Below are 15183 nucleotides of genomic sequence, written 5' to 3'. Positions count from 1 at the left end.
GACCAGCCGGGCTCAGCCCCGCGAAAGCCGCTTCAGGAGCACCGCGGAGGCCACCGGCCTGGCCCCCGCCTTGGCGATGCCGTCGGCCACCTCGCGGTCGGTGGACACCACGACCACCGGACGCCCCGGCGGCTCGGCGCGCACGAGTTGACGGATCAGCTCGTCCGCCGTCACCCCGGGCTTGGAGAACAGCACCCGGACTCCGCGCGGCGGCGCGAGCAGCACCGGCGCGGCCAGCTCGGCCCCGTCGAAGACGCAGGTCATCTCGGCCCCGGTCTGGAGCGCGAGCTGGGAGAGCGAACCGAGCAGGCGCAGCCGCTGCTTCTCCAGGGGCATCGTGGGATAACCGGTCTTGGTGACGTTGTACCCGTCGACGACCAGATGCGCCTGGGGCAGTGCGAGCAACTGGTCGAGGATGGCCGGATCGTTCTCGGACAGGGCGCGGGCGGCGATGTCCTTGGGGGTCATCCGCCCCGGCTCGACGGCGTCGACGGTCTCGGCGGGCCGCACCGACACCGGGGGCAGCGCCAGTTCGCGGCGCAGCCCCTGGGCGGCTTCGAGCACCGTGTCGAGGAGCAGGCGCACCCGCATGTCCTCGACGCTGCGGCCCTCGCGCGCGGCCCTGCGGGTGGCCTCGAGGGCCGCCTCGGCCTCCCCGAGCCGCGCCTTCAGGCGCCGTGTCTCGCTCTCGGCGGCCGACAGCTGCGCCTGGCTGTCGGCGCGCACGGCGTCCGTCTCCGCGGCCGACTTGCGCAGGGCGGCCGCACCGCGCTTGATGTCGCTGTGCGCGCTGCGCAGCTTGCGGTGCGCCGACTCGGCCTCCCGCCTCGCCACGTCCAGCTCGGCGCGCAGCCGTTCGGTCTCGGACTTGGTGTGGGCGCGCGCGGCGGCCAGCTCGGCGCGCAGCCGCTCCAGTTCGGCCCTGGTCTCCTCGTCGACGCGCTCGGCGTCCGCGCGCTGGGCCTCCTCGCCCGCCGCGGTGACGAGCTTCACCCAGCCGGTGGGGCGCAGGACATAGGCCGCGGCGGCCACGTCGAGCGGGTCGGCGGCGGGCGGCGGCGTGCCGGCGTCGAGCGCCCCGGTCAGCTCCGGCTGCGCCTCCCGCAGGCGTTCGCCGATGCGCTGGCGGAACAGGTGGTCGCTCTCCAGGGCGGCGGCCATGGCGTTGGCGGCGAACTTCACCCGCCTGCTCGGGGTGAACCGCGCGTACTGGCGCAGCTGCGGCGGCAGCTCGGCGACCGTGAGGCCGCCGAAGCCCTCGGAGACGATCTGCACGACCGCCCGCCGCACGCCGTCGGGCAGCGGACGGTCGAGCACCTCGGCGGCGCCGTCCTCCGGCGCCCCGCTCGCGCTCTCGTCCATCGGTCACCCCACTAGCTGTGCGGGGCCCGCTCCGTCAGGAGCCGGCCCCGGGCCTGTCCACGAGTTCCACCTGGTCCACCGCGTTGCACCAGCGGCAGCGGACCGACTCGATGGTCTCACTGACCACCTCGCGTTCCTCGACCTCGGGCTCTCCGGCGAGGTCGAGGTGCACGTACTCGACGGCCTTCGACGACCGGGTCACGTCGAAGCGCGTCAGGTTGCCGCAGAGGGTGCAGCGCCACCGGGTGGTGTCGGTCGGCAGGGGAACCGTCATCGTGACGTTCGCTTTCCTTCGGGAACCGTGGTGCGTATTGCCCGTAACCCTAAGGCCTGGGTAAGGGGCTCCGTACGCATACGGGCGGGCGGGGCGTTCTATGCGTATTGCCACCGTTAAGTGGCCTTCTGTCCATATGCTCTGCTCATGATCAGTTCGTGGGTGCCGGCCGTCGGCCGGGTGGCGAGGCAGCAGGCGGCTCCGGTGACGTACACGCTGATCGTCGCGTGCTGCGCGATCTTCGTGCTCTCCCCGAACTCCGGCCTCAATCCCGTCCACGGCACCGGGGAGGGGCTCGTCGTCGCGCAGGAGGCCTACTTCGAGCGCTGGGGCGTCGTACCCGTCGAACTCCTCAGCGGCAGCCCGCGGGCCTGGCTCACCCCTGTGACCGCGCTGTTCGTGCACGGCAGCTGGCTCCATCTGCTCGGCAACATGCTGTTCCTGTACGTGTTCGGGCTCATGGTCGAGGAGCGCATGGGTCACCTCCAGTACGCACTCTTCTACGTCGGCTGCGGAGCACTGGCCCTGCTCGCCTACGCGATCGCGCACGCGGGCTCGGGCCAGACCCTCGTCGGGGCGTCGGGGGCGATCTCGGCCGTGCTCGGCGCCTTTCTCCATCTCTTCCCGAAGGCGCGGGTCACCAGCCTCTTCCCGTTCCTGTTCTTCCTGCCGCTGCGGTTCCCCGCCTGGGTGGTGCTGCCGTTCTGGGTGGCGTTGCAGTGGGTGGCGGCGGGGCAGGCGAGCCGGGGGCCCGCGGTGGCGTACCTGGCGCACCTGGTGGGCTTCTCGCTGGGGTTCCTGTACGCCTGGGTGCGTGGTCGGGGGCCAAGTAGAGTGAGGACCTCTGGCAAGGCCACCGAGGGAGACAGTCAGCCGTGATCACCGCGATCGTGCTCATCAAGACCAGCGTCGACCGGATCCCGGAGATCGCCGAGTCGATCGCGGCCCTCGACTGCGTCAGCGAGGTCTTCTCCGTCACCGGGACCTACGACCTGATCGCCATGGTCCGCGTGACCCGCCACGACGACCTGGCGGACGTGATCCCGGGGAAGATCAGCAAGATTCCGGGCGTGGAGGGCACGGACACCCACGTGGCGTTCCGTACGTACTCGCAGCACGACCTGGAAGCGGCGTTCGCGATCGGTCTGGACTCGTAGCCACCGCTGGATCCCGCGGTCGCCGCCGGGTCTCGTGGCAGCCCCTGGACCCCGTGGCCGTCCCCGTATGAGGGTTTCTTCATCCGCGGCTCATCTGGTGAGGCGGTACGCGCAGCACGATCGCTGCCATGGTCTTCTCGCACCGCATCGCGGCCCTGGTGGCCGTCGTGGCGATCCCGCTCGGCATCGCCGTGACGAGCTACGTCCTCGCCGACGACCCCCCGGCCCCCAAGGCCCCGCCCAGGGTCGAGCTGGACAGCGGCGCCCCGTCGAACACACCGGCGAAACCGCCGCCCACCCCGAGCGACCAGGTGGTCTCCCCGCCCCCGGTCGGCGACGACTCCACGGACGGCACGGGCAGGCACGGCGATCAGGGCGGCACGGGTGACACGGGTGACGCGGGTGACAGGCACGGCGACGGCGGCACCGGATCCCGCGCCCCCGGAGCGGGCGGCGGCCCCGGGAGCGGGGACCGCCCAGGAACAGGGGACCGCCCAGGAACAGGGAGCGGCGGTGGCTCCGGAAGCGGCCCCGGCCACGGCGGCGGCTCCGGATCCGGGAGCGGCCCGGGGTCCGGCGGCGGTCCCGCATCCGGCGTCGGGCCCGGGCCCGGCTCCGGGTCCGGCTCCGGGTCCGGCTCCGGCGGCAGCGGTTCCGGCGGCAGCGGTTCCGGGGCCGGGTCCGGGTACGACGACGACGACGCGGACGACGACGGGGACGACGGACCCGGCGACGACGGCTGACGCGTCCGGACCCGGCCGTCGCAGGCTCTCCGCCCGCGTCCGCATCCTGCTGTGGCTGCTCGTGATGATGACGGTCGCGCTCGCCGCGGTCGCCACGACCACCCGTTCGATCCTGCTGCGCGACGTCGACCACCGCGTCGACCGGCTGCTCGCCCAGGAGACCGGGGAGTTCACCAACTTCGTCGACCGGGGCGTCGACCCCGAGACCGGCGAGAGCTTCACCGACCCGCGCCGGCTGCTCACGGTCTTCCTGGAGCGTCAGTACGCGGACCCGGGCGAGGAACTGATCGGTCTGGTGCGGCGCGCGGACGCGGGCCCCGCGCAGTACACCCAGCCCCGCGAGGTGGCGGTGCGCCATCCGCTGCACCACGACCCCGCGGCCCGGCGCGCGATCTTCGCGGCCCGCGGCCCCACCGGCACCCTGGACCGCCCCACCGGCGAGCTGCGCTGGTCCAAGGTCGACATCGCCCGGCACGGCGGCGAGCCCGAGGCGGCGTTCGTCGTGGCCTTCCACCCGGCCGCCGAACAGGCCAAGGCCGACGACGTCTTCCGTGTCCTGCTCGCCATCTCCGGCGTGGCGCTCGTGCTCACCACGGGCATCGCGTGGGCCGTGGCCGGACGCATCCTCAAACCCGTACGGGTGGTGCGGGCCGCCGCCGCGCAGCTCACCGGGCAGGACCTGACCCGGCGCATCCCCGTGCACGGCAGGGACGACATCGCCGCACTGGCCGAGACGTTCAACGGCATGCTCGACCGCCTGGAGCGGGCCTTCGCCGCGCAGCGCGAGTTCGTCGACGACGCCGGGCACGAGCTGCGCACGCCCATCACCATCGTGCGCGGCCACCTGGAGCTGATGGGCGGCGCCACGGAAACCGCCGCCGAACGCGAGGAGACCATCCGGCTCGTCACCGACGAACTGGACCGGATGAGCCGCATCGTCGAGGACCTGCTGCTCCTGGCCAAGGCCGAGCGCCCCGACTTCATCAGACCGGAGCCGGTGCAGGTCGCCGAGTTGACCGCCGACGTCTTCGTGAAGGCGCGCACGCTCGGCGAGCGGCGCTGGGAGCTGGCCGGGGTCGCCGACAGCGAGACCACCCTCGACCCGCAGCGGATCACCCAGGCGATGGTCCAGCTCGCCCAGAACGCCGTCCAGCACACCGTGCCCGGGCAGCGCGTCCGCATCGGCTCCCGGGTCACCGCGGGGCGCGTCGAGCTGTACGTCGCCGACAGCGGCCCCGGCGTCCAGGCCGAGGACGCCGAGGTCATCTTCGAACGCTTCCGCCGCGGCACGTCCCGGCGCGGCGCGAGGACCAGCGGGGCGGGGCTCGGCCTCGCCATCGTCCGCGCGATCGCCAGGGGCCACCGCGGCGAGGTCCTGCTGCGCCCCACCGAGGGCGGCGGCGCCACATTCGTACTCGTACTGGAGGACCGGACGTGAGTCTGCACCCGACCGCGGGGGACCGCGCGTGAACCGCATCCTGATCGTGGAGGACGAGGAGCGCATCGCGTCCTTCGTCGACAAGGGGCTGCGCGCCAACGGCTTCACGACGACGATCGTGGGCGACGGCGACACGGCGTACGACTACGCCCTCACCGGCGGCTTCGACCTGATCCTGCTCGACATCGGGCTGCCCGGACGCGACGGCTTCACGGTCCTGCGGGAGCTGCGCGAGGCACGGATGTCGGCGCCGGTGATCGTGCTGACGGCCCGTGACTGCGTGCGGGACACGGTCGCCGGTCTCGAAGGCGGCGCCGACGACTGGATGACCAAGCCGTTCCGCTTCGAGGAGCTCCTCGCGCGGGTGCGGCTGCGGCTGCGCACGGCGGCCCGCGCGCCCGAGGTGACCGTGCTGCGCGCCGGCGAGGTGACGCTCGACCTGCGGACGCGCCGGGCGCGCTCGGGCGAGCGGACGGTGGACCTGACGGCCCGTGAGTTCGTGCTCCTCGAACTGTTCCTGCGCCACCCGGGGCAGGTCCTGTCCCGCGAGCAGATCCTGTCCCACGTATGGGGCTACGACTTCGACCCGGGCTCGAACATCGTGGACGTCTACGTGCGGGCGCTGCGCAAGAAGCTGGGGGCGGAGCGGGTGGAGACGGTACGGGGCATGGGGTACCGGCTGCCGGCCTGAGGGGGTCGCGGGGCCCGGTGAAGTTCCCTTCATCTCCGGCTCATCGGTGGCTCACGGCGCGGCGGAACCCTGGACTCCGTGACCCCGACCCCGCGACAGTCGACCCTGCTCTGCCTGGCCCTGAGCCTGTGCGCGCTGCTCGTCGTGCCCGGCAACTTCCCCGGTCTGAGCGGGGACGCCCGCTGCACGCTCGTGGTCTTCACGCTCGCCACCTGCGCCTGGATCGGCACGCCGATCGACGACACCTACATCGCGCTCGGCGCCGGGCTCGCCCTCACCGCCACCGGCGTGATCAGCAGCGACACGCTCTTCGGGACCCTCGGCGACGCGACGGTGTGGCTGCTGATCTGCGCGTTCGTGCTCGCCGCCGCCGTGGCGCGCAGCGGCCTCGCGGGGCGCGCCGCGGTGTTCCTGGTCGGCGGGGCGCGCAGCGTGCGCCAGCTGACGCATCTGACGACCGCCGCGCTCGTCGTGACGGCCTTCGCGGTACCGGCCACCTCCGGCAGGGCGGCACTCGCCCTGCCGGTCTTCCTCGCGCTCGCCAAGGCCCTCGCCGACCGCGGACGGCTCGTCGTGATGCTGGCGCTGCTGTTCCCGACCGTGATCCTGCTGTCCGCCGTCGCCACCCTGATCGGTGCGGGCGCCCATCTGATCACGGTGTCGGTCCTGTGGGAGAGCACGGGCGAGCGGATCGGCTTCACGCAGTGGCTGCTGCTCGGCCTGCCCCTCGCGGTCGTCTCGTCCCATCTGGCGGCAGAAGCCGTGCTGTTGACGACGACACGCCGCGCCGACCGCGCGGGCCCCGTCCGGATCACGGCCGAGCAGATGCAGGAGCACGTACGCGACACCGAGGGCGCGGGCGGCCCCGTCACCGGCCCCTGGGCGCCCGCCGAGACGCGCTGTGCCCTCCTGCTCGCCACCGTCGTCGCGCTGTGGTGCAGCGAGCCGCTGCACCACGTGCCGCCCGCGACGGTCGCGTTGATCGGCGCCGTCGTCGCCTCGTCGCCCGCGCTCGGCACCGTACGCCTGAAGGACGCGCTGCGGACGGTGCCGTGGTCGCTGCTGCTCTTCATGGCGGCGACGATGGCGATGGGCGTCGCCATGTCCGACTCGGGGGCGGCGAAGTGGCTGGTGGCGGGGCTGCCCGTCGATGTGCCGCCCTGGCTGTTCCTGGCCGTGGTCGTCCTGGTCAGCACGGCGGCCCATCTGGTCCTCCAGTCCCGCTCGGCCCGCTCGTCGGTGCTCGTGCCGCTGGTGATCGCGGCTGCCGCGGGTGCCGGGGTCAATCCCGTCGCCGCCGCGCTCGCGTCCACCGCCGCCGCCGGTTTCTGCCACACCCTGCCCGCGTCCGCCAAGCCGGTCACCCTCTTCGCCGACCTACCGGGTACGCCCACCTACACCTCGCGTGACCTGCTGCGTCTGTCCGCCGTGCTCGCTCCCCTGACGGCGGCGCTCGTCCTGCTGTTCGCGCTCGCGGTGTGGCCCCTGCTCGGCGTGCCCGTCGTCCGCTGAGCCCACGCCTTCGCCGTACGCCCGCCCCTCCCGCCCGCCCGCCTTCGCAAGGAGTACGTCCATGTCCCTGACCCGTGTCGCCGTCGCGCCCAGCGGCTTCAAGGAGTCCCTGTCCGCGCAGTCCGCCGCCGAGGCCATCGCCGCCGGTGTGCGGCGTGTCGTACCGGACGCAGAGGTCGACCTGATCCCGCTGGTGGACGGCGGCGAGGGCACCGCGCAGGCGCTCGCCGCGGCCACCGGGGGCCGGCTGGTGGCGCTGCCCGCGACGGGCCCCCTCGGTGAGCGCATCGGCACGCACTTCGCGCTGCTCGGCTCCGGCACCGCCGTCGTGGAGATGGCAGCCGCCGCGGGCCTCGGCCTGGTCCCGCGGGACCTGCGCGACCCGGGTGCCACCACCACGTACGGCGTCGGCGAGCTGATCAGGGCCGCCCTCGACACCGGCGCCCGCCGCGTCCTGGTGGGCTGCGGCGACTCGGGCACCTCCGACGGGGGCGCGGGCGCGCTCCAGGCACTCGGCGCGCGGCTCCTGGACGCCGACGGCTGGGAACTCCCGTACGGGGGGCGAGAGCTGACGCGCCTTCACCACATCGACACCGCGCGCGTCGACCCCCGCCTGGCCCGCACCGAGCTGCTCGTCGCCTGCAACCCGCACAACGTCCTGTGCGGCCCCAACGGTGTGGCCCGGGTCTTCGGCCCGCAGAAGGGCGCGACACCCGCCCAGGTCGAGGAGCTCGCCGGAGCCCTCGACCACTGGGCGTACGTCCTCACGCGCGACCTCGGCGTCGCCACGGACCTCCGCGGGGGCCCGGGCACCGGCGCGTCCGGAGGCCTCGGCGCGGGGCTCGCCGCGCTCGGCGCCCGGCTCCTGCCCCGCTTCGACGTGCTCCTCGACCATCTGGACCTGGACGCCAGGCTCGCCCGCGCCGACCTGGTCGTCACCGCCGAGGGCGCCCTCGACCACCAGACGCCGCGCGGCAAGGTGCCCGCGGAGGTGGCGCGCCGCGCCAAGCGGTGCGGCAGGCCGGTGCTCGTGCTCGCGGGCACCATCGGCGACGGAGCGCAGGAGGTGCGCGCGCTCGGCGTGGACGCCTACAGCGCGATCCTGCCCGCCCCGGTGTCGCTCACGGAGGCACTGAGCCGGGGCGCGGAGTTCCTCACCGACGCCACCGAACGCGCCCTGCGCATGATCGTGCTGGGCTCCAGGCTGCCGGTTCAGGCCGCGGCGGCACCGGTGGCGGCACCGGTGGCGTCGGTGTCCGGCACACAACGCCCGTCCTCGGTGCGGTAGTTCCAGCGGGCGCCGTCGGCGACCAGTTCCTTGACGGCCCGTACGAACCGCTCCACGTGCTCGTCCGGGGTGCCCGCGCCGAAGCTCACCCGGATCGCGTTCAGGGACCGCTCGCCGGGCGCGGCCTCCGGGGCGCCGCACTCGCCGGGCTCCTCGGACGTGCCGCCGAGCAGGGTGCGCACCAGCGGGTGCGCGCAGAACAGGCCGTCGCGCACCCCGATGCCGTACTCGGCGGACAGCGCGGCCGCGAAGTGCGAGCTGTTCCAGCCGTCCACGACGAACGAGATGACGCCGACGCGCGGCGCGTCGTCCCCGAACAGCGAGAGCACCCGCACCTGCGGCACCTCGGCGAGCCCCGCGCGGACCGTGCGGATCAGGTGCCGCTCCCGCTCCACGAGCGAGTCGAACCCGGCCTCCTGGAGCGCCCTGCACGCGGAGGCGATGGAGTACGCGCCGATGACGTTGGGCGAGCCCGCCTCGTGCCGGGCGGCCGTGTCGTGCCACTCGACGTCCACTCCCCCGTCGGCGCGGCGCGCCACCTTCCGCGAGGCGCCGCCGCCCGCCAGGTACGGCTCGGCCTCCTGGAGCCAGTCGACGCGGCCGGCGAGCACGCCGGAGCCGAAGGGCGCGTACAGCTTGTGGCCGGAGAAGGCGACCCAGTCGACGTCGAGCTCGGCCAGGTCCACCGCGTGGTGCGGCGCCAGCTGGGCGGCGTCGAGCACGATGCGGGCGCCGTGCGCGTGCGCGGCGGCGGCCAGCTCACGCACCGGCCACAGCTCGCCGGTGACGTTCGACGCGCCGGTGACGCACACCAGGGCAGGCCCGTGGGGTTCGCGGTCGGCGAGGGCGCGCTCCAGGGTGTGGACGGCGTCGTCGTGGGTGCGCGGGGCGTCGAGGTAGGTGACGCGGGCGTCGCGCCACGGCAGCAGCGAGGCGTGGTGCTCGGTCTCGAACACGAAGACCTGGCAGTCGGCGGGCAGGGCGGCGGCGAGCAGGTTCAGGGAGTCGGTGGTGGACCGCGTGAACACCACCTGGTCGCCCTCCCGGCACCCGAGGAAGTCGGCGACGGTCCTCCGGGCGTTCTCGAACAGGTCGGTCGACAGCTGCGACAGGTATCCGGCACCGCGGTGCACGCTGCCGTAGTACGGCGCGTACGCGGCCACGTCGTCCCACACGCGCTGGAGGGCGGGGGCGCTCGCGGCGTAGTCGAGGGCCGCGTACGTCACCTCGCCGCCGGTGACGAGGGGAACGGTGACATCGCGGCCGAGGACGGGCAGCGGCGCGGCGCAGGCGGGGTCCGCCGGGTCGGTGGCGGAGCCGGTGGCGGGGGCGGTGGCGACCTGGGCGGCGGGGCGTGCGGACATGACGAAATCTCCCTGCGGGCACGAAGGAACAGCTGCGTAAGATCCCGTGCGGCGGCGAGGACGACGGCGGCGGTGGCCGCGACGGCGCGATCGGCGCTCCGCGTACGGGTGTTGCCTCGACGCGCGGCGCTCTTCGCCGGGCGGAGGGTTCAGGAAAACGGGGCCGGAGGCCCTAGCGCATTCGCTTGCTCACGAGACTGCTCCCTCGACGACCAGGACCCCTGGTGACGCGAGGGGTCCGCGCTTGCGATGAACCTTGCTGTCCACCGCCTGGTCTTCACCCGGGGCACCCCGCCACGGACGGAGGGTTGCCGAACAGCGGGCCGGGGCCGTAGTCGCTGTTACTCATGACCTGCGCAGCATCCTGCCACATGATCTTGCCAACGCAACACCACCGTCCAGAATTCGGACGGCCCCGTCCGCGCGGGCGCGCGTCCGGCGCCCCACCAGGGGCGCGGGGAACTGCGCGACCAGCCACGAAAAAGCCGCAGACGCGTCTGCACAGTTGCTCGGCAGACGCGTCTGCGGCCCTTCGCGGGCCGAGCGCGCAGTTCCCCGCGCCCCTTCAGGGGGGCTACCGGTTGCTGGCGGTGATCCAGCGCGCGAGCGCGGCCTTGGCGGCGCCCGAGTCGATGGCCTCGGCGGCCTTGGCCATCCCGGCCAGGATCTGCTCGGGGAGGGAGCCTTCGCCCTGCCCGAGGGCGACCAGCGCGGCGGCGGAGTTGAGGAGGACCGCGTCCCGCACGGGCCCGGACTCCCCGTCGAGCAACCGCCGGGCGACATCGGCGTTGTAGGCGGCGTCAGCCCCCCTCAGCGCCTCCACCGGCACCAGGTCCACACCGACGTCCCGGGGGTCGAAGGCCTCCTCGCGCACGCCCCCGTCCCGTACCACCCACACCCGGGACGTCGCCGTCGTGGTGAGCTCGTCGAGCCCGTCGTCACCGCGGAAGACGAGCGCGGACGAGCCCCGCTCGGCGAGCACGCCGGCGAGGATCGGCGCCATCCGCGCGTCGGCGACCCCGGTGGCCTGCGCCCGCACCCTGGCGGGGTTGGTCAGCGGACCGAGGAAGTTGAACGTGGTCCGGATGCCCAGCTCGCGCCGCGCGGGCGCCACGTGCCGCAGCGCGGGGTGGAACTTCACGGCGAAGCAGAAGGTGATGCCCGCCTCGTCGGCGACCTCCCGCACCCGCTGCGGGGTGAGCTCCAGATTGACGCCGAGCTTCTCCAGGACGTCGGAGGCTCCGCTAGCGGAGGACGCCGCGCGGTTGCCGTGCTTGACGACCTTCGCACCGGTGCCGGCGACGACGATCGCGGACATGGTGGAGATGTTCACCGTTCTGGCGCCGTCGCCGCCGGTGCCGACGATGTCGACGCTCGGGCCCGGCACGTCGATGACGTGGGCGTGCTCGTACATCGCGCGGACCAGGCCGGAGATCTCCTCGACGGTCTCGCCCTTGGCCCGCAGCGCCACCGCGAAGCCCGCGATCTGCGCGTCGGTGGCCTCGCCGCGCATGATGCGGTCCATGGCCCAGGCCGTGTCGTCCGCGCTCTGGTCGCGCCCGTCGAGCAGCCCGTTCAGTACGTCCGGCCAGGAACGGGCCGCCGCGGTGTCGCCTCCTGCGGGGTGCACAGCGCTCATGGCCGCTCCTGGGTGTCAGACGGGTCTCTCGCGGGATCTCGCGACGAGGGCACCCCGGCACTTGGGGGTGCCCCGCCACCCTATCCAGCCCCGGGGACGGCAAAGAGCCCCGTCCATGCACTGGACGGGGCTCCTGCCGTGGCGACCTTCGGGGTCGGCGCGCGTCGCGGCGCGCGGGGATCAGTGGTGGCCGTGGCCGCTCGTGATCTCCTTGTACTCCTCGGCGGTCGGCTTCGGGATCTGGCTGTCCTCGCCGTAGAAGCCCTTGGAGAGCTTCGCCTTGAGCTTCTGCGAGCCCTTCACCTTGCGCTGCACCCCGTTCTCGTCGACCGTCGGGCCGATCTCGAGCGGCTTGTACTGCTCGTGCGCGGTGAGGGTGTGCAGCTGCTCGGAGTCGAGCGGCTCGTGCACCTCGATGAACTCGCCGTGCGGCAGGCGCTTGATGATGCCGGACTCGCGTCCGTGCAGCACCTTCTCCTTGTCGCGGCGCTGGAGACCCAGGCAGATCCGCTTGGTGACGATGAACGCGATGACCGGTCCGACGAAGAAGGCGACGCGCACGAACCAGGTGATCGTGTTGATCGACAGATGGAAGTGCGTGGCCCACAGGTCGTTGCCGCCACCGACGAGCAGCACGAAGTACCACGTCATCCAGGCGACACCGAACGCCGTGCGGGTCGGGACGTTGCGCGGGCGGTCCAGGATGTGGTGCTCGCGCTTGTCACCGGTGACCCAGGACTCGATGAACGGGTAGACCGCGATCGCGACCAGGACCAGCGGGAAGATGATCAGCGGGATGAAGACGCCGAGGACCAGCGTGTGACCCCAGAAGTTGATCTCCCAGCCGGGCATGACACGGATCAGGCCCTCGGAGAAGCCCATGTACCAGTCGGGCTGCGCGCCGGTGGACACCTGGTCCGGGCGGTACGGGCCGAGCGCCCAGATCGGGTTGATCGTGGCGATGGCGGAGATGGCCGCGATGACACCGAAGACCAGGAAGAAGAAGCCTCCGGCCTTGGCCATGTAGACCGGGAGCAGCGGCATGCCGACGACGTTCTTGTTGGTCTTGCCGGGGCCCGCGAACTGCGTGTGCTTGTGGTAGAAGACCAGGATCAGGTGCGCCACCACGAGGCCGAGCATGATGCCGGGCAGCAGCAGGATGTGGACCGAGTAGAACCGGGCCACGAAGTCGCCGCCGGGGAACTCGCCGCCGAACAGGAACATCGACAGATACGTGCCCACGATCGGCACGGACAGGACCGCGCCCTGCATGAAGCGCACACCGGTGCCGGAGAGCAGGTCGTCCGGGAGCGAGTAACCGGTGAAGCCGGTGAACATGCCGAGGACGAACAGCAGGAAGCCGAACACCCAGTTGACCTCGCGCGGCTTGCGGAAGGCACCGGTGAAGAACACGCGCATCATGTGCACGAACATGCCGGCGAGGAAGATCAGCGCCGCCCAGTGGTGGATCTGCCGGATCAGCAGACCACCGCGCACATCGAAGGAGATGTGCATGGTCGAGTTGAACGCCTCGGACATCAGCTGGCCCTGCAAGGGCACGTAGCTGCCGTGGTACTCCACCTCGTTCATCGACGGGTGGAAGAACAGCGTCAGGTACACACCCGTGAGGATGATGATGATGAAGCTGTAGAGGCAGATCTCACCGAGCATGAAGGACCAGTGGTCCGGGAAGATCTTGCGCATGTTGGCCTTGGCCAGGGAGTAGATCCCGAGCCTGCCGTCCGCCCAGTCGGCGACCCGCTCACCCGCGGGCGCCTGCTTGCGGCTGTCGTTCGCCGGGGCGGCCGGAGCCGCCGTCGACGTGCTGTTCTCGGTACTCATCCGCGCTCCCAGAAGGCAGGACCGACGGGCTCTTCGAAGTCGCCGAGCGCCTCGAGGTAGCCCTCCTCGTTCACGCCGATGCGCAACTGCGGCAGCGCGTGACCGGCCGGGCCGAAGATCACTCGGGCACCGTCGGAGAGGTCGAAGGTGGACTGGTGGCACGGGCAGAGGACGTGGTGCGTCTGCTGCTCGTACAGGGAGATCGGGCAGCCCACGTGGGTGCAGATCTTGGAGTACGCCACGACGCCCTCGTGCGACCACGCGAGCTCGCGCTTGTCCTTGATGTCGTCCGGCTGGATCCGCACGATCATCAGGGCCGCCTTGGCGATCTCCTTCTGGAAGGAGTGGTCGTGCTCCTCCAGACCCTCGGGCTTGGCGAAGGTCAGCGATCCGACCTGGACGTCCGAGGGACGCAGCGGCTCGTTCGTGTTCATGTTCACGAGCAGCTTGCCCTTGGACCACAGCGTGTGCCGCAGCTTGTCCTCCGGCAGCGGACCGAGGTCACGCAGCAGGACGACACCGGACAGCGGGACCATGGCGAGCGCGCCGAACATGGTGTTGCGGATCAGCTTGCGCCGGCCGAGCTGGGACTCCTTGGCACCCGCCGCGAAGTCCGCCATGACCTTGGCCTTGACCTCGGGCTCGGCCTCGATCGGGTGCCGGTCGTCGGCGACCTCCACGTCGGACATCAGGGTGCGGGCCCAGTGGACCGCGCCCGCGCCGATGCAGAACAGCGCGGTACCGAGGGTCATGCCCAGAGCGAAGTTGAGCGCGCTGATGTGGCCGATGGGCCAGATGTAGACGCTCTTGTCGACCGGGAAGGCCACGAACGAGGCGATGAAGCCGACGGTGGCCAGCATCGAGATGGTGAAGAGCATCGCCACGGTGCGCTCGGAGCGCCGGGCGGCCTTCTCGTCGATGTCCTGGACGCGGTGCTCGTGGGGCGGGAGCCCCGGGTCCGCGAACGGGTGGGCCTCGTCGGCCACGGCTACGCCGCCGTGGGCGGATTCCTGCGCGCTGGGCAGGTTCTCTGGGTTCTCTTGTCCACTCATGACTTCTTGGCCTTTGCGGTCCGGGCGGCGACCCACACGGCGACCGCGATCAGTGCGCCGAGGCCGAAGATCCAGGCGAAGAGGCCTTCGCTGACCGGTCCGAGACCGCCCAGCTTGAGGCCGCCGGGGCTCTTGGTCTGCTCACCGTTGACCGCGTCGAGGTACGCGATGATGTCCTTCTTGCTCTTCTCCGGCATCGTCGTGTCGGGGAAGGACGGCATGTTCTGCGGGCCCGTCTGCATGGCCTCGTAGATGTGCTTGGGGCTGACGCCCTCCAGGCTCGGGGCGTACTTGCCGTGCGTCAGCGCGCCGCCTTCACCGGTGAAGTTGTGGCACTGCGCGCAGTTGGTACGGAAGAGTTCACCGCCGTTGGCGATGTCGGCGCCCTCGGGGCTGACCTGCTTCTTCGTCGGGACGTTGGGTCCCGCGCCGAGCGAGGCCACGTACGCGGCCAGCTGGTCGATCTGGGCCTGGTTGTAGATGACCTTCTTCTTGGGCGCCTGGGCGCCCTGCTGCTGGAGCGGCATCCGGCCGGTGCCGACCTGGAAGTCGACAGCGGCGGCGCCCACGCCCACCAGGCTCGGGCCGTCGGAGGAGCCCTGACCGCCGGTTCCGTGGCAGCTGGAGCAGCCCACGGCATAGAGCTTCTTGCCCTCGTCGATGGCGAGGGACTGAGCGGTTTCGTCGGCCTGCGCCTTGTCCGCCGGAGCGAACGCGGCGTACAGCCCCCCGGTGGCCGCCAGCGCGAGGAGTAGGACGACGACCGCCGCCAGCGGATGGCGTCGTCGTGCGGAGAGCTTTTTCACGGATTACCCCGGTGT

The 15183-nt window shown here is 72.2% G+C and carries 14 protein-coding genes and 1 riboswitch; of the genes, 7 read left to right on the top strand and 7 right to left on the bottom strand.

The genetic code is table 11. The features are described 5' to 3' along the window. Positions 1-12: 12 nt before the first annotated feature. Together ACH4DX_RS04330 and ACH4DX_RS04325 are read right to left on the bottom strand one after the other, a co-directional pair. Entirely contained in the window at positions 13-1362 is a 1350-nt protein-coding gene (locus ACH4DX_RS04330; RefSeq protein WP_398117649.1) for an NYN domain-containing protein, read from the bottom strand. A gap of 34 nt (positions 1363-1396) precedes the next feature. Beyond that, positions 1397-1636, bottom strand: a complete 240-nt coding sequence (locus tag ACH4DX_RS04325) for a hypothetical protein (RefSeq protein WP_030564270.1) — start codon at positions 1634-1636, stop codon at positions 1397-1399. Between the two features lie 147 nt (positions 1637-1783). On the opposite strand from ACH4DX_RS04325, the gene ACH4DX_RS04320 reads away from it, so the two are divergent. The 7 genes from ACH4DX_RS04320 (at position 1784) to ACH4DX_RS04290 (ending at position 8465) form a co-directional block, all read left to right on the top strand. Then, on the top strand, positions 1784-2515 hold the full coding sequence (locus ACH4DX_RS04320; RefSeq protein WP_398153928.1) for a rhomboid family intramembrane serine protease: 732 nt from the start codon (positions 1784-1786) through the stop codon (positions 2513-2515). Next, a complete protein-coding gene (locus ACH4DX_RS04315; RefSeq protein WP_058850481.1) occupies positions 2512-2793 on the top strand; it encodes an Lrp/AsnC family transcriptional regulator in 282 nt (93 codons plus the stop codon). Before ACH4DX_RS04320 ends, ACH4DX_RS04315 begins: the two co-directional genes overlap by 4 nt. Positions 2794-2921: 128 nt before the next feature. Further along, positions 2922-3536, top strand: coding sequence for a hypothetical protein (locus tag ACH4DX_RS04310; RefSeq protein WP_398153927.1), 615 nt, complete (start codon positions 2922-2924; stop codon positions 3534-3536). Positions 3537-3603: 67 nt separating this feature from the next. After that, positions 3604-4974: an ATP-binding protein gene (locus ACH4DX_RS04305; RefSeq protein ID WP_398154177.1), complete on the top strand. Its 1371-nt coding sequence runs from the start codon at positions 3604-3606 to the stop codon at positions 4972-4974. A 28-nt stretch (positions 4975-5002) separates the two neighbouring features. Next, positions 5003-5665 (top strand): response regulator transcription factor, encoded by a 663-nt coding sequence (locus ACH4DX_RS04300; protein ID WP_398117643.1) that lies wholly within the window; start codon positions 5003-5005, stop codon positions 5663-5665. 78 nt (positions 5666-5743) lie between these two features. Continuing rightward, entirely contained in the window at positions 5744-7177 is a 1434-nt protein-coding gene (locus ACH4DX_RS04295) for an SLC13 family permease (RefSeq protein ID WP_398153926.1), read from the top strand. Positions 7178-7238: 61 nt separating this feature from the next. After that, positions 7239-8465, top strand: coding sequence for a glycerate kinase (locus ACH4DX_RS04290; RefSeq protein WP_398153925.1), 1227 nt, complete (start codon positions 7239-7241; stop codon positions 8463-8465). Here ACH4DX_RS04290 and ACH4DX_RS04285 read toward each other — a convergent pair. The 5 genes from ACH4DX_RS04285 to ACH4DX_RS04265 all read right to left on the bottom strand — a co-directional run bounded on the left by ACH4DX_RS04285 (position 8390) and on the right by ACH4DX_RS04265 (position 15168). Further along, positions 8390-9829 carry an aminotransferase class V-fold PLP-dependent enzyme gene (locus ACH4DX_RS04285; RefSeq protein WP_398153924.1) on the bottom strand — a complete coding sequence of 480 codons (1440 nt, stop codon included), beginning with the start codon at positions 9827-9829 and terminating at the stop codon, positions 8390-8392. The genes ACH4DX_RS04290 and ACH4DX_RS04285 overlap by 76 nt on opposite strands. A gap of 235 nt (positions 9830-10064) precedes the next feature. After that, a riboswitch (SAM riboswitch) is annotated at positions 10065-10182 on the bottom strand. 221 nt (positions 10183-10403) lie between these two features. Beyond that, positions 10404-11468, bottom strand: coding sequence for an anthranilate phosphoribosyltransferase (gene trpD, locus ACH4DX_RS04280; protein ID WP_398117635.1), 1065 nt, complete (start codon positions 11466-11468; stop codon positions 10404-10406). A 180-nt stretch (positions 11469-11648) separates the two neighbouring features. Then, positions 11649-13310 (bottom strand): cytochrome bc complex cytochrome b subunit, encoded by a 1662-nt coding sequence (locus ACH4DX_RS04275; protein ID WP_398117634.1) that lies wholly within the window; start codon positions 13308-13310, stop codon positions 11649-11651. Further along, positions 13307-14362, bottom strand: coding sequence for a Rieske 2Fe-2S domain-containing protein (locus ACH4DX_RS04270; RefSeq protein WP_398117632.1), 1056 nt, complete (start codon positions 14360-14362; stop codon positions 13307-13309). Before ACH4DX_RS04270 ends, ACH4DX_RS04275 begins: the two co-directional genes overlap by 4 nt. Further along, positions 14359-15168 (bottom strand): c-type cytochrome, encoded by an 810-nt coding sequence (locus tag ACH4DX_RS04265; RefSeq protein ID WP_398117630.1) that lies wholly within the window; start codon positions 15166-15168, stop codon positions 14359-14361. The genes ACH4DX_RS04270 and ACH4DX_RS04265 overlap by 4 nt, the downstream gene beginning before the upstream one ends. Positions 15169-15183 lie beyond the last annotated feature (15 nt).

It is taken from the genome of Streptomyces sp. NPDC017940, from assembly GCF_044328435.1.
GTDB lineage: Bacteria > Actinomycetota > Actinomycetes > Streptomycetales > Streptomycetaceae > Streptomyces.
The sequence above is the reverse complement of the archived record's forward strand: the minus strand, read 5'-3'. Positions and strand labels throughout refer to the sequence as shown.

Bases quoted from the DNA above. Each gene is read 5' to 3' on its own strand.
- ACH4DX_RS04330 (WP_398117649.1), bottom strand. From the start codon at position 1,362: ATGGACGAGAGCGCGAGCGGGGCGCCGGAGGACGGCGCCGCCGAGGTG.
- ACH4DX_RS04325 (WP_030564270.1), bottom strand. From the start codon at position 1,636: ATGACGGTTCCCCTGCCGACCGACACCACCCGGTGGCGCTGCACCCTC.
- ACH4DX_RS04320 (WP_398153928.1), top strand. From the start codon at position 1,784: ATGATCAGTTCGTGGGTGCCGGCCGTCGGCCGGGTGGCGAGGCAGCAG.
- ACH4DX_RS04310 (WP_398153927.1), top strand. From the start codon at position 2,922: ATGGTCTTCTCGCACCGCATCGCGGCCCTGGTGGCCGTCGTGGCGATC.
- ACH4DX_RS04305 (WP_398154177.1), top strand. From the start codon at position 3,604: ATGACGGTCGCGCTCGCCGCGGTCGCCACGACCACCCGTTCGATCCTG.
- ACH4DX_RS04290 (WP_398153925.1), top strand. From the start codon at position 7,239: ATGTCCCTGACCCGTGTCGCCGTCGCGCCCAGCGGCTTCAAGGAGTCC.
- ACH4DX_RS04285 (WP_398153924.1), bottom strand. From the start codon at position 9,829: ATGTCCGCACGCCCCGCCGCCCAGGTCGCCACCGCCCCCGCCACCGGC.
- trpD (WP_398117635.1), bottom strand. From the start codon at position 11,468: ATGAGCGCTGTGCACCCCGCAGGAGGCGACACCGCGGCGGCCCGTTCC.
- ACH4DX_RS04275 (WP_398117634.1), bottom strand. From the start codon at position 13,310: ATGAGTACCGAGAACAGCACGTCGACGGCGGCTCCGGCCGCCCCGGCG.
- ACH4DX_RS04270 (WP_398117632.1), bottom strand. From the start codon at position 14,362: ATGAGTGGACAAGAGAACCCAGAGAACCTGCCCAGCGCGCAGGAATCC.